The 16,633-nt window shown below is 67.0% G+C and carries 12 protein-coding genes; 4 read left to right on the plus strand and 8 right to left on the minus strand.

Annotated elements, in window-relative coordinates; translation table 11 throughout:
• Nucleotides 1–44: 44 nt before the first annotated feature.
• The 8 genes from holA to QI450_RS08645 form a co-directional block, all read right to left on the minus strand.
• Complete coding sequence (gene holA, locus QI450_RS08610) at nucleotides 45–1,058, minus strand: DNA polymerase III subunit delta (RefSeq protein ID WP_226775156.1); 1,014 nt, start codon at nucleotides 1,056–1,058, stop codon at nucleotides 45–47.
• Nucleotides 992–2,935 (minus strand): ComEC/Rec2 family competence protein, encoded by a 1,944-nt coding sequence (locus tag QI450_RS08615; protein ID WP_256446874.1) that lies wholly within the window; start codon nucleotides 2,933–2,935, stop codon nucleotides 992–994. Before QI450_RS08615 ends, holA begins: the two co-directional genes overlap by 67 nt.
• A gap of 9 nt (nucleotides 2,936–2,944) precedes the next feature.
• Complete coding sequence (locus QI450_RS08620) at nucleotides 2,945–3,859, minus strand: helix-hairpin-helix domain-containing protein (protein ID WP_226775155.1); 915 nt, start codon at nucleotides 3,857–3,859, stop codon at nucleotides 2,945–2,947.
• A gap of 134 nt (nucleotides 3,860–3,993) precedes the next feature.
• The gene (locus tag QI450_RS08625; protein WP_226775154.1) at nucleotides 3,994–5,001 is read right to left on the minus strand and encodes a DegV family protein; all 1,008 of its coding nucleotides are present in this window, start codon (nucleotides 4,999–5,001) and stop codon (nucleotides 3,994–3,996) included.
• A 96-nt stretch (nucleotides 5,002–5,097) separates the two neighbouring features.
• Entirely contained in the window at nucleotides 5,098–7,623 is a 2,526-nt protein-coding gene (leuS, locus tag QI450_RS08630) for a leucine--tRNA ligase (RefSeq protein ID WP_226775153.1), read from the minus strand.
• Nucleotides 7,624–8,020: 397 nt separating this feature from the next.
• On the minus strand, nucleotides 8,021–9,535 hold the full coding sequence (gene glpK, locus QI450_RS08635; RefSeq protein ID WP_226775152.1) for a glycerol kinase GlpK: 1,515 nt from the start codon (nucleotides 9,533–9,535) through the stop codon (nucleotides 8,021–8,023).
• A 50-nt stretch (nucleotides 9,536–9,585) separates the two neighbouring features.
• Nucleotides 9,586–10,335 carry an MIP/aquaporin family protein gene (locus QI450_RS08640; RefSeq protein WP_226775151.1) on the minus strand — a complete coding sequence of 250 codons (750 nt, stop codon included), beginning with the start codon at nucleotides 10,333–10,335 and terminating at the stop codon, nucleotides 9,586–9,588.
• A gap of 154 nt (nucleotides 10,336–10,489) precedes the next feature.
• Entirely contained in the window at nucleotides 10,490–12,283 is a 1,794-nt protein-coding gene (locus tag QI450_RS08645; protein WP_226775150.1) for a glycerol-3-phosphate dehydrogenase/oxidase, read from the minus strand.
• 125 nt (nucleotides 12,284–12,408) lie between these two features.
• Here QI450_RS08645 and QI450_RS08650 point away from each other — a divergent pair, with 125 nt between their 5' ends.
• From QI450_RS08650 to QI450_RS08665, 4 genes are all read left to right on the plus strand, one after another.
• A complete protein-coding gene (locus QI450_RS08650) occupies nucleotides 12,409–13,371 on the plus strand; it encodes a sugar-binding domain-containing protein (protein ID WP_226775149.1) in 963 nt (320 codons plus the stop codon).
• 84 nt (nucleotides 13,372–13,455) lie between these two features.
• On the plus strand, nucleotides 13,456–14,334 hold the full coding sequence (locus QI450_RS08655; RefSeq protein WP_226775148.1) for an aldo/keto reductase: 879 nt from the start codon (nucleotides 13,456–13,458) through the stop codon (nucleotides 14,332–14,334).
• A 19-nt stretch (nucleotides 14,335–14,353) separates the two neighbouring features.
• Nucleotides 14,354–15,274, plus strand: a complete 921-nt coding sequence (locus QI450_RS08660; protein WP_226775147.1) for an alpha/beta hydrolase — start codon at nucleotides 14,354–14,356, stop codon at nucleotides 15,272–15,274.
• Nucleotides 15,271–16,356: a glycosyltransferase family 1 protein gene (locus tag QI450_RS08665; RefSeq protein ID WP_226775146.1), complete on the plus strand. Its 1,086-nt coding sequence runs from the start codon at nucleotides 15,271–15,273 to the stop codon at nucleotides 16,354–16,356. Before QI450_RS08660 ends, QI450_RS08665 begins: the two co-directional genes overlap by 4 nt.
• Nucleotides 16,357–16,633 lie beyond the last annotated feature (277 nt).

Genomic DNA, 16,633 nt, shown 5'->3' on the forward strand with positions numbered 1-16,633 from the left:
CCGTGCGCAGCACCTGCTGCGTGGGCACCGGTCCCGGTCCTGGCTCAGCGGCGGACGGAGGTAGCGATCACGGTTACGGCGTGTTCGACGGCGTAGACCGGGTCCCGGGACAGGCCCTTCACCTGGGCGTCGGCCTCGGCGGTGACCTGGATGGACCGGACAAGCCCTTCGGGGGTCCAGCGCCGGACCTCCCGCTGTGCCTGCTCGACCAGCCAGGGTTGCATGCCCAGTTGCTTGGCAATCTGCGACGAGGACCCCTGGGCGCCGGCCACCTTGGCGAGGCTCCGGAGCTTCGAGGCCAGCGCGGCCACCAAGGGAACCGGGTCCGCCCCGGTATCGAGGGCGTGGCGCAGGGTGGAGAGGGCCAGCGGCGCATTCCCTGCCATCGCTGCGTCGGCTACCTTGAACGCGGTGGCTTCCACCCGGCCCCCGTAGTACCGGTCCACCATGGCAGAATCCACGCTGGTGGACGCATCGGCGATCAATTGGCTGCAGGCGGCGGCCAGTTCGGCGAGCTGGGCGCCGACGGCGTTGACGAGGGCATGCACGGCATCGGGATCAATGCGGCGGGAAGCTGCCCGAAACTCGGCTGCCACAAACGCGACCTTGTCCGCGTCCTTTTTCAGCGGCTGGCAGTCCACCACCGGCCATCCGCCGGATTTGATGGCGTCCAGGAGCTTCTTCCCGCGCACGCCGCCACTATGGCGCAGGACGAGGACAGCGTCGGGCTCGGGCCGGGCGAGGTATCTGAGACCGTCAGCGAGGAACGCGTCGTTCATGCCCTCCAGTCCTTCCACCTCGATCAGCTTCTGTTCGCCGAAAAGTGACGGACTGACATTCATGGCGAGGGAACCGGGCTCGTAGTTGCCGGCAGTGAGCCGGGTGACTTCGACATCAGGGGCGGCGGCGCGGACCTGCGCCCGGATCCGGTCCATGGCGCGGGAGCCCAGGTAGTCTTCCGGGCCGCCCACCAGCACAACGGCTGCCGGGCTCACATCGCGCCAGGTGGCCGTGTTCGAAGCCGCGGGCCGGGTGCGTGGGGTCTGGGCAGCAGCCACTGAGGTTTCCTCCCGGAAGATTGTGTGCAGACTCTAAGCCTGCCACGGCCGGGGCGGTGCACCAAGCCGGGCCAGCTCCCTTCCCGGGCCGAGTGCCGGCCATCGCCGCGCATCGGTATCCGGTTCAGCAACGCCACCGTTCGCTGATGTGCCGTCAGGGCCAACCCGGCCGTCCGGAAGGGGTGGAAGGCCAGCCACCAGGCGGCGAAGGCCGCGGCCGAGAAGAGCGCCATGGTCGCGGCGCCGTAGGCCCCGTCCGGCCACGGCAGCACCGCGCCGGGCAGGCCCGCGAAGAACCGGGCAATTCCTCCTACCCCGGCGGCGAAGGCGGCGGCGACGCCCAACGGGACAGCGGCGAAGCCCGGAGCCAGCGGAACCAGCGGCACGGCCGCGGTCCCCAGCAGCGTGACCGGGGCAACCAGGGCAGCGGCGGCCATGTTGGCGGGCAGGGCGTAGGAAGTGAACTGGGGCTGGAGCAGAACGATGACCGGCCCGCAGAATGCCTGTGCGGAAAGCGGCACGGCCACTGCAGCGGCGGCCCAACGCGGTACGGCTGCCGGAAACCACTTCATGACCGGTCTGCCTGTGGTCACAATACCCAGGGTCGCCAGCACGGAGAGCAGGAATCCGAAGCTGGCGGCCAGCACCGGTTGGAGCAGGACAAGGCCGGTGACGGCCACGCACAGGAGGCTTAGCCCGCGTCCTGGCCGGCCGCCGGCAAGGGCCGCAAGACCGATGGCGCCCATCACCGCGGCCCGCAGGACACTCGCATCCGGGCCCACCACCAGGACGAACAGGCCCAAGCCAACCAGGCAGAGGACCGAAGCGAGTACCCGGCTCAATCGCAGGCTGCGCGCGGCCAGCAGGAGGGCGCCTAGGATGACGCTGCAGTTGGCGCCGCTCACTGCCGTCAGATGGGTCATGCCGACAGACCTCATCGCCACGTCCAGCTCCTCGTCCAGGAGGGTCGTGTCGCCGGTGACCATTCCCGGCAGGAGTCCCCGGGCGTCGCCGCCGAACTGCCCGGTGGCCGCAGTGAAACGGCTGCGCAGCTCCCCCGGGGCGAGCTGCCAGGTGCCGGGCTCCCCGACCGTCGTGGGGACGGAACTTGCCAGGAGGACTGCCGCTTCGGTCAGGCCCGGTGTGGGCGGAGCAAGTTTACCGGTCGTTCGGATCCGCCGGCCGGGGACGGCGTACTCCCAGCCGGCGCCGCCCAGGACCAGGAGCCTGGCCGGTACGCGTACCCGCTGCGCGTCGAAGGTCATGTCGATCAGCGTGACCGGTACGGCCCATCGGTCCGCCGCCCCGGTATGCCCGGGCGACTTGAGCCGGCGCGGCGTCCCCGTTACCTCCACTTCCGCGGCAACGGCTGTTACCTCGGCTGCGGCGGCAGACACGGCACCCTCGTGCCTGAGGGAAGAATCTGCGGCGGCGTGCCCGCCGGCGGCAGCCGCGAGCAGCAGTGCCACGGCCATCGTCGCGCGGAAGCTTCGCCGGGCCGGCGGGCCCGGCTGCCCACTGCCTGAACCGGCTGCCGCCACGGCCAGGAGCAGCCCGGACCCCGTCACGAAGCTCATGCAGAGCGCCGCCAGGACCGCCGGGGGCAGCTGCTGCGCCGCGGCCGCCGTCGCCCAGACCATTGCCGCCATCGGAACCAGGCGCACATCGGTCCTGCGCCATAAGTCCTCCCGCGCCGGCGCGGGCCCGCCCGGGGCTTCCCATGACGCACACCAGGTGCGGAGCCTCGGGCCAAGCATCCGGAGCCGGCCGGACCACTCCGGTGGCGGCGGCCCCTTCGCCTCCCGCGGCTGCTGGTTTGCGGCGGGCCGGCGGGCCGCGGCGTCCACGTACCGCTGCCAGCGGCTGCCGTGGTCCATGTCCGCCCCTCAGACCCTCACCAGAGGCAGCAAGGCTGCGAGCATCTTGGCCCCTACGCCATCCACGGCATCCAGCTCCTCGACCCGTTCAAAGCGGCCGTGCTGGGACCGCCACTCGACAATCCGCCGGGCCAGCACCGGGCCGACGCGCGGCAGGGTCTCCAGTTCGTCGACGCCGGCAGTGTTCAGGTTGATCTTTCCGCCCGGAGGAGGGGGCCCGCCGGCCGAGTCCGGCCCGTCCGCGGCGCCGGCCGCCCCAGCGGCAGCAGCTCCGGCCGGCCCGGTACTTTCACCCTGCCGCGGCACAACGACCTTTTGTCCGTCTTCCAACACGGCCGCGAGATTAAGCTGGCCGGGGTCCGCATCGGGCGCTCCGCCTCCCGCCGCCGAAATCGCCTCGTGCAGGCGGCTCCCCGATGCCAACTCCACGATTCCGGCATGGACCACCGCGCCCGCCACGTGCACGGTGATCCGGTCGGCTGCGACGGCTCCCGTCCCAGGTCCCGTCGCAGGTGCCGTCCCAAGTTCCGGAGCGGGTTCCGCGCCGGGTTCCGCGCCGGGTTCCGCGGTGCTGACGGCGCCGAGCGGGCTGACCTGGGTTGCGGTGTTCGATGCCTGCCACCAGAAGCAGCCAAGGAGCGCCATCGCCACCAGGCACAGCAAGGTAGCTGCGCGGTGTCCGGTCCGCCATCGGAGCCGGGGTCCGCGGCTGGCCGGCGCATCCGCCTGGCCCGGAACGCGCTGTTCCGCGGCGCGCCCGGTCCCGGGTGGCCCGCTGAGCAGGCCGGAGACGGGGCTGTCACCGGCGGAGGCAGGCCTAAAGTCCTCGGCACCCCGGAAGGCAGGAGTCACGGCGGCCGACAACCTGCGGCCGGAAGGGACGGCCTCGGGGCTGGGCGGGCTTTCCGGATCGTGACGCGGCATGCGCCCATCCTACGAACCGCAGCGTACGAGGCACCGGGCCGAGTGTGCCATGTGGAAAACCCCTGTGGAATAGCCGGTCCCCGGGCGTGGCGGCGGACGGCGTGCCGGTCAGGAAGTGCCGGAAGCCGTCCCGGTCAGGAGGCGGCAGACGGCACCCGTGCTGCCGGCGTGCCGCTCTCCCCCACAATAACCGCCAGCACTCCGAGCCCGGCGTGGGCAGCGAGCACGGCGGGGAGTGCGCTGATCTGGACGGGCAGACATCCCGGGACGGCTGCGGCCAGCTCCGCGGCGAGCTGTTTAGCCTCCGCCGGGTTACCAAAGTGGTGGACAGCGAGGAGCGCCCGCCCCGGGGGCCGGCTAATGGCGTCGGCCACTGCGATCTCCCGGAGCCGTGCGATGGCTTTCGCTGCGGACCTGACCTTCTCCAGCGGAACGACCCTGCCGTCCTCGACCGCAAGGATTGGCTTGATCGCGAACATGGTCCCCCAGAGAGAAGCCGCGGCTCCGATCCGTCCGCCGCGCCGGAGCTGCTCGAGGCTGGGTACGTAGAAGTAGACCTTGGAGCGGGCCAGCCCGTATTCAGCGCACTCACGCACGGCGGCGGCTGCCTTGCCTTGCGCGGCAGCGCTGACTGCGCATTGGACCGCCATTCCCTGAGCCATACCGACGGTGCGCGAGTCCAGGACGTCCACCGGGATGCTCACCTTGGCGGCAGCCAGCCGGGCGGAGTCCACCGTGCCGGAGAGTTCCCCGGAAATGTGGAGCGACACAACGGACTCGAAGCCATTGCGCTGGGCGGCCACATAAGCCTGTTCAAACTGGCCGGGTGAAGGTCGGGAGGTCTTGACGGGTTTGCCGCTCGCCAGGGCCACGGCGATGGTATCCGCGATGTCGTCCTCGCCCTCGCCGTAGATTTCAGTGCCGACCATCACAGGCATCGGGACGACCGTCAGCTCCCCGCCGGCGGATACCGCGCGTACCCAGTCGGCCGGAAGTGCTGCGGCAGAGTCCGTGACCACGGCCGTCCGGACTCCATCCGGGGCAGCCCCGGACCCGGGGTCCATTGCGGGGACCCTGGCCTGGCGCAACCCGTTGAGGCGCTCCTTCAGCCACGGCCACCCCGCTGGGTCGCGGTGGGGCACCAGGCACCTCCTGCCGTCTGCACTTGCTGTCGGGTCCCGCTGTGATGGCCGGCCGCCGTTTCCCGCGGCGGCCGGCCTGTTCACTGACCTGCCCGGTTAGGCCGGGACGATGTTGACCAGTTTAGGCGCCCGCACGATTACCGTGCGGATATCGCGGCCGTCGAGGGCCCGCTGGACGTTTTCCGAGGCCAGCGCCAATTCGCGCAGTTCGTCCTCGCCGATCGCCGGTGAGACGTCCAGCCGGTCGCGAACCTTGCCCTGGACCTGGACGACGGCGGTGACCGTGTCCTGCACCAGGAGGGACTCGTCGTGTGCCGGCCAGCCTGCGTTGGCCACCGAGGCGGGGTGTCCCAGCACGTTCCAGAGATCCTCGGCCGTGTACGGCGCGAAGAGGCTCAGAATGACAGCGACGGTCTCAACGGCTTCGCGGACCGCCGGGTCGGAGCCGCCCGCCCCGGCGTCAATCGTCTTTCGGGTCGCGTTGACCAGTTCCATCAGCTTGGCGACCACCACATTGAACTTGTTGTGGTCAAGCAGGGCTTCGGCGTCGGCGATTGTGCGGTGCGTAACGGTACGCAGGGCCCGGTCCCCGGCGGCAAAGTTGACGCCGGGTGCGCTGGTGACATCCTGTCCCAGCCGCCAGGCGCGGGCGAGGAACTTGGCGGAGCCCGACGGCGACACGTCTGCCCAGTCGACGTCGTCCTCCGGCGGCGAGGCGAAGATCATGGTGAGCCGGACGGCGTCGACGCCGAATTTGTCCAGCTGCTCGCCCAGGTCAACGCCGTTGCCCAGGGACTTGCTCATGGCCTTACCGCCGTTGAGTACCTGGCCTTGGTTCAACAGGGCGCTGAACGGCTCGTCGGTGTCGATCATGCCAAGGTCATGGATGACCTTGGTGAAAAAACGGGCATAGAGCAAGTGCAAAATGGCATGCTCCACGCCGCCGACGTACTGGCCCACCGGCATCCAGTCATTGATCTTGGCGGGGTCGAACGGCCCCCCGGTGTAGTCCGGGGAGACGAAGCGCAGGAAGTACCAGGACGAGTCCACAAAGGTGTCCATGGTGTCAGTGTCCCGCCTGGCCGGCCCGTGGCAAACGGGGCAGTCGACATTGACCCAGCTTTCGACGGCGGCCAGCGGGGAGGTGCCCTTGGGGGAGAGGTCCTCGCCCCGCAGGTCTGCCGGCAGGGTAACCGGGAGCTGTTCGTCCGGGACCGGGACTTCCCCGCAGGAGGGACAGTGGATGATCGGGATCGGGGTGCCCCAGAACCGCTGCCGGCTGAGCAACCAGTCGCGCAGGCGGAAGTTCACGAATTTTTCGCCCGTGCCCTGCTGCTGCAGGATCTCGATGGCGGCCGGAATGGCTTCTGCCTTGGGCAGTCCATCCAGGGCACCGGAGTTGATCAGGGTTCCCTCACCCGTGGTGGCAGTACCGCTGGATGCGGGATCTTCTTCCCCCGTATCCAGCACTGCCCGGACCGGCAGGTCGAAGGTGCGGGCAAAGTCGAGGTCGCGCTGGTCGTGGGCAGGGACGGCCATAATGGCTCCGGTGCCGTAGTCGGCCAGCACATAGTCGGCCGCCCAGACGGGCAGTTTCTCGCCGTTCAGCGGGTTGGTGGCATAACGGCCGGTGAAAACTCCGGTTTTTTCCCGCTCAGTGGACTGTCGCTCGATTTCGGAAAGCGCCTTGACCTGTTCCCGGTACGCGTCCAGGGCCGCGGCGTGTTCCCCGGTGACCAGCTCGACGGCGATCGGCGCGTCGGCGGCGACGACGAAGAACGTCGCGCCGTAGAGGGTGTCCGGGCGGGTCGTGAAGACCGTAACGTCCTGGGCGGCCTTGCCGCCCTCGGCCTCGATCACGAAGGTGACGTGGGCACCCTCGGATCGGCCGATCCAGTTCTTCTGCATGGCCAGGACACGCTCGGGCCAGTGGCCGCGCAGTTCATCCATGTCATCAAGGAGCCGGTCTGCGTAGTCGGTGATTTTGAAGTACCACTGGTTCAGCGACTTCTTTGTGACCGGAGTGCCGCACCGTTCACAGGCGCCGTTGACGACCTGTTCGTTGGCCAGCACGGTCTGGTCCTTGGGGCACCAGTTGACCGGGGAGTTCTTGCGGTAGGCCAGGCCGCGTTCATAGAAGCGCTTAAAGAGCCACTGGGTCCAGCGGTAATACTCCGGGTCGGAGGTGTGGATCCGACGGGACCAGTCCGCAGAGATGGCGTAGCGCTTGAACGAGGCAGCCTGGGTGTCGATGTTGGCATAGGTCCACTCGCTGGGGTGCGCGTTGCGCTTAATCGCCGCGTTCTCGGCGGGCAGTCCGAAGGAGTCCCAGCCAATCGGGTGCAGCACATCGAAGCCCTGCTGTCGGAGGTAACGCGCGACGACGTCGCCCATGGCGAAGGCCTCTGCGTGGCCCATGTGCAGATCCCCGGACGGGTACGGGAACATGTCCAGGACATACCGCCGTTCCTTGGACCCGTCATCGACGGGTGTGAAGACCTTGAGGTCCTCCCAGACCTGCGGCCATTTGGCCTCCATGGCGGCAAAGCTGTAGGCACCCTCGTCAGGCGTCTCCGCTGCGACTGCTGGTGTTCCGGTCTCTGTCTCCGGCTGAACGCTCACTGCTGGCCTCTTCTGTTCTTTCGATCTTGTCAGATCAGGACTGTCCCGCCTGATCCCCTGCTGCGGGCCGGCAAACATCCCGGACACACAAAAGCCCCTCGACACGGAGGGGCGGCCGCGCGGCAATCCGGGTTTTCGACGGAATGCCGGGCGGCTAGCTAAGCAGGAGGATCGCGCGCACAGGACTACTTTAGCGCACCCACAAACCACCCACAGGTAAGTCGCCACGAGCGGCTGAAGTGTGGACGCACTCGAGAGGGAGGCCGCACCCCGCCAGGGTGTGGTGGGCACCGCGATGGGCCCCCTGCTGCGAGGGTCCCGACACGAGCTTGCGAGTGTCAGGGAGCAGCAGGGGACGGGCAGGGCGGGTGCGGCCTCCCTCAACAGAGGCTGGGACTTACTTCACGTCGGCGTCGACCCAGTCCATGGACTTGGTGACGGCCTTCTTCCAGAGGCGCATCTGGCGGTCCCGCTCGGCGTCATCCATCTGCGGCTCCCAGCGCTTGTCCTCGGCCCAGTTGGCCGAGCATTCGCCCAGATCCTTCCAGAACCCCACGGCAAGGCCGGCGGCGTAAGCCGCCCCCAGGGCAGTGGTCTCGACGACTTTGGGCCGGATCACCGGCACCCCCAGGATGTCGGCCTGAAACTGCATCAGGGCGTCGTTGGCCACCATGCCGCCGTCGACCTTCAGCTCCGTCAGCGGCACGCCCGAATCGGCGTTGACCGCATCGAGGACCTCCCGGGTCTGGAACGCCGTGGCCTCCAGCGCAGCTCGGGCGATGTGGTTCTTGTTCACAAAGCGGGTCAGGCCGACGATCGCGCCCCGGGCGTCGGAGCGCCAATACGGAGCAAACAGTCCGGAGAATGCCGGCACAATGTACACCCCGCCGTTGTCCTTGACCGCGGCGGCAAGGGTTTCCACTTCCGGGGCGCTGCTGATCATGCCAAGGTTGTCACGCAGCCACTGGATCAGGGAACCGGTCACGGCGATCGAGCCCTCCAGCGCGTAGTGCGGCGCCGCGTCGCCGAGCTTGTACCCGACAGTTGTCAGCAGCCCGTTCTTGGAGTGGACGATCTCCTCACCGGTGTTGAAGATCAAGAAGCAGCCGGTGCCATAGGTGTTCTTGGCTTCGCCGGCTTCAAACGCCGCCTGCCCGAACGTTGCGGCCTGCTGGTCGCCCAGGATCCCTGCGACCGGAACTTCACGCAGCAGCTGGGACGTGTGCACCGTCCCGTACACCTCGGAGGAAGACTTGATCTCCGGCATCATCGAGGCCGGGACACCGAAGGCGTCCAGAATGTCCTGGTCCCAGGACAAGGTCTCGAGATCCATAAACAGGGTCCGGGACGCGTTGGTCACATCGGTGACATGGACGCCCCCGTCGACGCCGCCGGTCAGGTTCCACAGCACCCAGCAGTCAGTGTTGCCGAACACGAGGTCGCCTGCTTCGGCCTTCTCGCGGGCGCCCTCAACATTGTCCAGGATCCATTTGATTTTGGTGCCGGAGAAGTACGTGGCCAGCGGGAGCCCCACCTTTTCCTTGAAGCGATCCACACCGCCGTCCTTTGCCAGCTCGTCCACGATGGGCTGGGTGCGGGTGTCCTGCCAGACGATGGCGTTGTAAACGGCTTTGCCGGTCGTTTTGTCCCAGACGACGGCGGTCTCACGCTGGTTGGTGATGCCTACGGCAGCGATGTCGTGCCGGGTGAGGTTTGCCTTGGACAGCGCGGTGCCGATGACCTCGCGGGTGTTGTTCCAGATCTCCGCGGGATCGTGTTCCACCCAGCCGGCCTGCGGGAAGATCTGTTCATGTTCGAGCTGGCCGGACGAGACGATGCTGCCGCTGTGGTCGAAGATGATGGCTCGGCTGCTGGTGGTGCCCTGGTCGATTGCGATTACATACTGGTTCATGGTGACGTCCTTGTCTTGGGGTTGGCTGTTGGAGGTGTGCAGCGCGACGGTTAAGCCGCCGCGGTGGCAATGATCGGCACCACTGCGGCCACAATGCCGGCGAGGCCGCCGCCGACGAGCGGTCCGACGACGGGGATCCAGGAATAGCTCCAATCCGAGGATCCCTTGCCCTTGATCGGCAGCAGGGCGTGGGCGATGCGCGGGCCCAGGTCACGGGCGGGGTTGATGGCGTAGCCGGTGGGGCCGCCGAGGGAGACGCCGATGCCGACGACCAGCAGGGCAACGGCCAGCGGGCCAAGCCCGGACGGTGTCCCGCCGAAGGTGAGGATGACGAAGACCAGGACAAAGGTGCCGATGATTTCGGTGACCAGGTTCCAGGTGGTGGAGCGGATGGCGGGGCCGGTGGAGAATACGCCAAGTTTGTTGGCGGGCTCGGGCTCGACATCGAAGTGCTGCTTGTGGGCCAGCCACATCACCACAGCACCCAGGAAGGCTCCCAGGAGTTCACCGCCGAAGTAGGTAAACGTCGAGGCAAAGTCGACCGGAACGCCGGGGGCGTAAGTGCCTTTGCCATTGATCAGCAGGCCGAATGTCACGGCGGGGTTCAGGTGCGCACCTGATTTCACGGCGACGAATACACCGGCGAAGACAGCGATGCCCCATCCCCAGGTGACCATCAGGAATCCGCCGTTATTTCCTTTTGTACCCTTCAGTGCAACGTTTGCCACAACGCCACAGCCCAGCAGGGTCAGCATTGCGGTACCGAAGACTTCGGACAGGAAAACTATTCCAAGAGACATCTTTGACTCCTCTATTTTCTGTTGTCAGCCCCTCGCGGGTTTGAAGGGCTGGTGTGCCGGCGGGGCCGTGGCTCCGCCGGCCGGCCGCTGCGCGGGTCTTCCATTGAACCCCGCAGCCGGTGCGCCCGGACGTCATCCGCCCGGGCGCCGATCTCTATCCGGCGACCACGCTGTGGACGTGGACCCCGTGGAATCGCTTGAGCACCTCCTGAGCGTGGCTGATCTCGGCGGCTTGGGTGGCCGCGTCCCAGCCGAGCGGGCCTGCAAGGATGCCGGCAACCTCGTGCAGAAGTTCGCCGGTCACCAGGCCGCGGAAGGCGAGGGACGTGCGACGGATCAAGACGTCGATCAGGTGCCCGATCTGCTCGTTCCGGGCCATAAACTCCAGTTCACGGACGGAGAGCTCGCGGGTGGAGTGCAGGAGCGGGTCCGGGCCGGCGTCGAGGAAGCTGATGATCTCCCCGGCGCGGGTGCCGTAGCGGGTGAGCAGCCCTGCGGTGCGGTCGGCATCACGGTTGTCCGTCATGTGTGCCTTGATCCAGCGCTGCACGCCATCCTCGCTCTCGGGGAAACCGGCACCGCCGCCGATGGCCAGTTTCGCCGTCGAGATTTTACGGTGCATTCCGAGTTCAGCGAGGACCTTGTCGCTCAGGTGTTCGGCGAGGGCGCGGAAGGTGGTCCATTTTCCGCCCACAAGGCTAAGCACGACTGCGCCGGCACTCCCCGTCCCGGCGGCGCCCCCGGCGCGGCGTTCGATCCGGTAGTCGCGGCTGACGAAGCCCGGCTGGGTGGCGTCGTGCCGGGGCAGCGGACGGACTCCGGAAAACGTGTAGACGATCTGATCCCGGCCCACGGTGATGTCCGGGAAGACATGGCCGATCAGGTCGAAGAAGTAGTCGATCTCTTCCTCGGTGCATACAGCGTCTTCCGCCATGTCCGCGTCGATGTCCGTGGTCCCGACCAGGACGCGGTCCCCCATCGGGTAGATCAATACGATCCGGCCGTCGGTGTGTTCGAAGAAGATCTCGCGTCCGCTGCAGGCGGCGAGCAGTTCCGGGTGGTCCAGCACAATGTGCGAGCCCTTGGTGCCGCCCATAAAGGCAGACGCCTCGCCCATCGCCTGGTTTGTCTGGTCGACCCAGGCGCCGGTGGTGTTGACGATGACGTCGGCGGAGAACTCAAACCGTTCACCGGTGAGTTCGTCTCGAAGTTCCGCGATGCTTCCGGTGCGCCCGGTCCCTGCTGCGTCGCGGACCGCCACCAGCGAGAGGTAGTTGCTGGCGCGGGCATCGCTGGCCCCCGCGGCGCCGGCCTTCTCGCCGTCCTGCAGCACATCCAGCGTGAGTCGCTCCGGGTTGTGCACGGAGGCGTCGAAATACGTCGCCGCATATTTGATTCCCGGGTGCAGGCGGGGCAGCTCGGCAAGAGCCCGCCGGCGGCCGCGGAACTGGTGTCGGGGGACGGTGCCGCCGTCCCGGGAGAAGAAGTCGTACATGCTCAGGCCAAGCTTGATCAGGAAGGCCCCGCGTTCCGTGGGAGCCCCGTGCTGCTTGTGGGTCAGGAACCGCAGCGGCGCGGCGAGGATGCCGGAAAACGTGCTGAAGATGGGGATGGTCGTCTGGAGCGGCTTTACGTAGTGCGGGGCGATGCGCAGCAGCCGGTTGCGTTCCACAACCGATTCCTGGACGAGGCGGAACTCGCCGTTCTCAAGGTAACGGATACCACCGTGGATCATGTGCGATGAGGCACCGCTGGCCCCCTGGCAGTAGTCACCGCGCTCCACAAGTGCCACGTCAACACCCTGCAGGGCGAGGTCCCGGAACGTGCCCACTCCATTTATGCCACCGCCGATGATAAGCACCTGCGCGTGCGGCCGCCTCTGCAGCTTCTGCACCGATGCGCGCTCGCCGGCCGACGCCTGGTTGCGGGCTGAATCCTTCTGTCCCAAGAACTACTCCTTTGGGTTTGGTCCTGTGCGGCGCGCCGTGCGGCGCGGCGCCGTTCATCACTATTCTTTGGAGTAATGGAAAATGGAGTCAAGCACTATGCACAAACGTGCAGAACGGAAGTGGGATGACACCCTCACGAAGCTCCGACGCCCTCCGCGCCGCCCAGTTGTATTACCTTCAGGACCTGACCATGGACGCGATTGCACGCGAGCTGCGCACGTCCCGGTCCACCGTGTCGCGGCTGCTTTCCTCAGCCCGGGAATCGGGGCTGGTGCAAATCCAGATCCGCAGCCCCCTCGACACCGGGCCCGAACTCGAAAGCATGATCCGCGCCGAATACAAGGTGGACGTGCACGTCGTTCCGGTAGTGGACACGCTCAATGAGGCGGAAACGCTGGACCGCGTGGCCATGCAGGCCGCCCGCACGATCGGGCCGCTGGTGGATTCCAACGCCATTATCGGCGTCGCGTGGGGCTCGACCTTGAGCGCTGTGAGCCGGCACTTGACCCGGAAGATCACCCACGACTGCGTGATCGTCCAGCTCAACGGGGCGGGCAACATGCAAACCACTGGTATCACCTATGCCTCCGACATCATGCGCCGCTTTGGCAGCGCCTACGGAGCGCGGGTGGAGCAGTTCCCGGTACCGGCGTTCTTCGACCACGCCGCGACCAAAACGGCCATGTGGAATGAACGAAGCGTGCAACGGATCCTCGAACTTCAGTCCCGCATGAGCATTGCCATTTTCGGCGTGGGCTCTGTCGACGCCGACTATCCCAGCCACGTGTACGCCGGCGGCTACCTCGACGAAGAAGACCTGAACGTCCTGGCCACCTCAGACGTTGTGGGCGATGTTGCCACGGTGTTCTTCCGCGCAGACGGCTCCTCGGACGGGATCATGCTTAACGAGCGTTCCACCGGTCCGGACCTCGCACAGTTGCGCCAGGTCCGCCGGCGGATCTGCGTGGTCTCGGGGGCTTCCAAGATCAACGGCCTGCGCGGCGCCCTTGCCGCCGGCCTGGCGACAGACCTGATTCTGGACGAGGCCAGCGCCCGGCACCTGGTCAGATTCGACGGTTTGGTCTGATCCTGCCGCTTCCCGGGCCGCCCGGACTCCCGTGTCCGGCCCGTCGTGGGCGGTGCAGGCGGCGGAGTCGGTAAAGTCGATGGTATGAAACCCTCACCCCGGCTCAGCCTCAACAACGGTGTACTGATCGACCAGGTGGGTTTTGGACTCTATAAGGTGCCCCCGGAGGACGCCCCCGGACTCGTGACGATGGCGCTCGAAGCCGGCTACCGGCACTTCGATACGGCCGCCATGTACGGCAACGAGACCGGCGTTGGCCGGGGCGTTGGCGCCTTGTCCGGTTTTGTTAGCGGCGATGACGCCCGCGGCGGTTCCGGCGAAGCCTCCCCTTCCTTGTCCCGCGAGGACCTGTTTATCACCACCAAGGTCTGGAACGACGACCACGGCTACGACGCGACGCTGCGTGCCTTCGACACGTCGATGGCCAACCTCGGGCTGGAATACGTTGACCTGTACTTGATCCACTGGCCGTGCGCGGAACGGGGGCTGTATCCGGAGACCTACCGCGCCCTGGAGACGCTGTACCGGGAAGGCCGGGCCCGGGCCATCGGGGTCTCGAACTTTCAGCCGGCCCACCTGGACCGCCTCCTGCAGACGGCGGAAGTCGTCCCGGCCGTCAACCAGGTTGAACTGCACCCCTGGCTCCAGCAGGAGGAACTGCGCAGCCTGCACCGCGAGCTTGGAATCACCACCGAAGCGTGGAGCCCGCTGGGCCGCGGCCAGGTCCTGCAGGATGCGGCTGTCCTTCATCTTGCGGCCCTCCACGGCAGGACCCCGGCGCAGATCATCCTCCGCTGGCATGTCCAGCTTGGCAATATCGCCATCCCGAAGGCGAGCTCGTACGCCCGGATCAGGGAAAACCTCAATGTCTTTGGCTTCAGCCTGGACGACGCCGCCATGGACACCCTTGCCGGACTGGAACGCGGCTTCCGGACCGGCTCGCACCCGGACTCCGTCAATTAGGACTCATCGAATGGTAGACATGGCCACCGAGCCTTCCCCCGGCACTCCCCTGCTCAGCGCCGGGCTTGCGGCGCGCACCCATCCCGCCGAAGTGGTAGTGAACGGCACCAAAGTCGCGTATTGGAGCTACGAGCCGGTAACGGTGACCCCGCAGACCCGCACCATCCTGGTGGTCCATGGCTTTCGCGGCGACCACCATGGACTCCTTAGGGTTGCCGACCAGCTCCCCGAGATGCGGCTTATTATGCCGGACCTCCCCGGATTCGGCAGCTCCGCCGCGTTCACCGATGCCAGGCACAGCGTGGAACGTTACTGCCGCTTCGTCGCCGATTTTATCGCGGCCCTGGCTCTGGGACCGGACACCGTCCTGCTGGGACATTCCTTTGGCTCCATCATCGCGAGCCATTACGTGGCCAGCCACCCCGGCACCGTGGCGGAGCTGATCCTGATCAACCCGATCGCCGCCCCGGCCCTTGAGGGGCCCAAGGCCCTGCTGACCAAACTCGCCGTCCTCTACTACGAAACCGCTGCGCGCCTGCCGCGCCGGCTGGGACAGGGCCTGCTGCGCAGCCAGCTGATTGTCCGGGTCATGAGCGAGACGATGGCGAAAACGCGCGAGAAACATCTCCGACGTTTTGTCCACGCCCAGCACAGCGCCTATTTCTCCGCATTCGCGGACCGTGAGAGCCTGCTGGAAGCTTTTAAGGCATCGGTTGGCAGCAATGTCGCCGAAGTGGCCGCCAGCCTGACGCTTCCCGTGCTGCTGATCGCCGGTGAAAAAGACGAAATTGCGGCGCTACCGGACCAGCACACCTTGCTGGCACGGCTGCCGGACGGCCGCCTGGACGTGATCGCCGGCGTCGGGCACCTGATCCACTACGAAACCCCGGAACCCGCCGCGGCATTCATCCGACGCTTCCTGAAGGACCATTCCGCGTGAAAATCATTATTGATGCCCGGTTCACCCGGCTGGACCACCACGACGGAATCAGCCGTTACGGCGCCAGCCTGATCGCCGCAACGGCAAAAATCGCCGAGGTCTCCATGCTCATCAGCGACGTTCGCCAGCTGGCCCTGCTCCCGGACGTGCCCTATTCCCTGATCAACAGCCCGCTCTCCCCCGCCGAGTTGTTCGTCGCCCGAAAGGTGAACGCACTCGACGCCGACGTGGTGGTGTGCCCGATGCAAACGATGGGCAGCTGGGGCCGGAAGTACCCGCTGGTGCTGACCCTGCACGACCTGATCTACTACGAACACCCCGCTCCCCCGGGCTTCCTGCCCGCACCCGTCCGGGTCCTCTGGCGCCTCTACCACAAGGCCTTCTGGCCGCAGCGCTTCCTGCTTAATCGTGCCGACGTTGTTGCCACCATCAGCGCCACGACGGCGGCACTGATCTCCAAGTACCAGCTGACCCGGCGTCCGGTCCGGATCGTGGGCAACGCCCCGCAGCACGGCCACGCGCCGCGGGATCCAGGGTCAGGGGCAGACAAGACGATCCTGTACATGGGCTCCTTTATGCCTTACAAAAACGTGGAGACCATGATCAGGGGCATGGCGGAGTTGCCGGATATAAGCTTGCACCTGCTCAGCCGAATCACCCCGGAACGCCGGGCGGAACTCGAGGCCCTGGCGCCCGCCGGCACGAGCATCACCTTCCACAACGGCGTGACCGACGCCGAGTATGAGGCCATGCTGGGACGCACTACGGCTTTGATCAGCCTCTCCAAAGCGGAGGGTTACGGGCTGCCCCTGGTGGAAGCGATGTCCCACGGCACACCGGTGATCGCCAGCGACATCCCGATCTTCCGCGAGGTCGGTGGTGACGCTGTCAGCTACGTCCACCCGGATTCACCGCAGGAATTTGCTGCCGCGGTGCGGCAACTGGAGGATGCGGAGCTGTGGAAGGCTCGTTCGCTCCGCTCGGTCGAGCGCGCCGCGGACTTCAGCTGGGACGAATCGGCGCGCCGACTCCTGGACGCGGCCGCGGAGGCCAAGGAGTTGCACGAACGGCCCAGGCCCTAGGACTTCAGCCGCCGGGTCGGTAAGGTCCCGGCATACACGGTGCTGCGGTCACTGCCCGCATCGGGCGCCAAAACGTGAGTGGACGTCCGCTGATTGAGGGATGAAACCAGAGTGATCCCAGCTCGCCAGCAAAGCCATCGGAGTAGATCTGCACTCCTTGTAATCCCGGGAACACGTCGATGCCGGCAGCGGCAGAAGTCACGTCCTGGAGGCTGGCCGCGGTGTCATTTCCGCAAGTCCGCTGTACAAGCGCCGAGGCGGCCGGCACCTCTTGGTC

Source organism: Arthrobacter sp. EM1 (assembly GCF_029964055.1).
Taxonomy (GTDB): Bacteria; Actinomycetota; Actinomycetes; order Actinomycetales; family Micrococcaceae; genus Arthrobacter.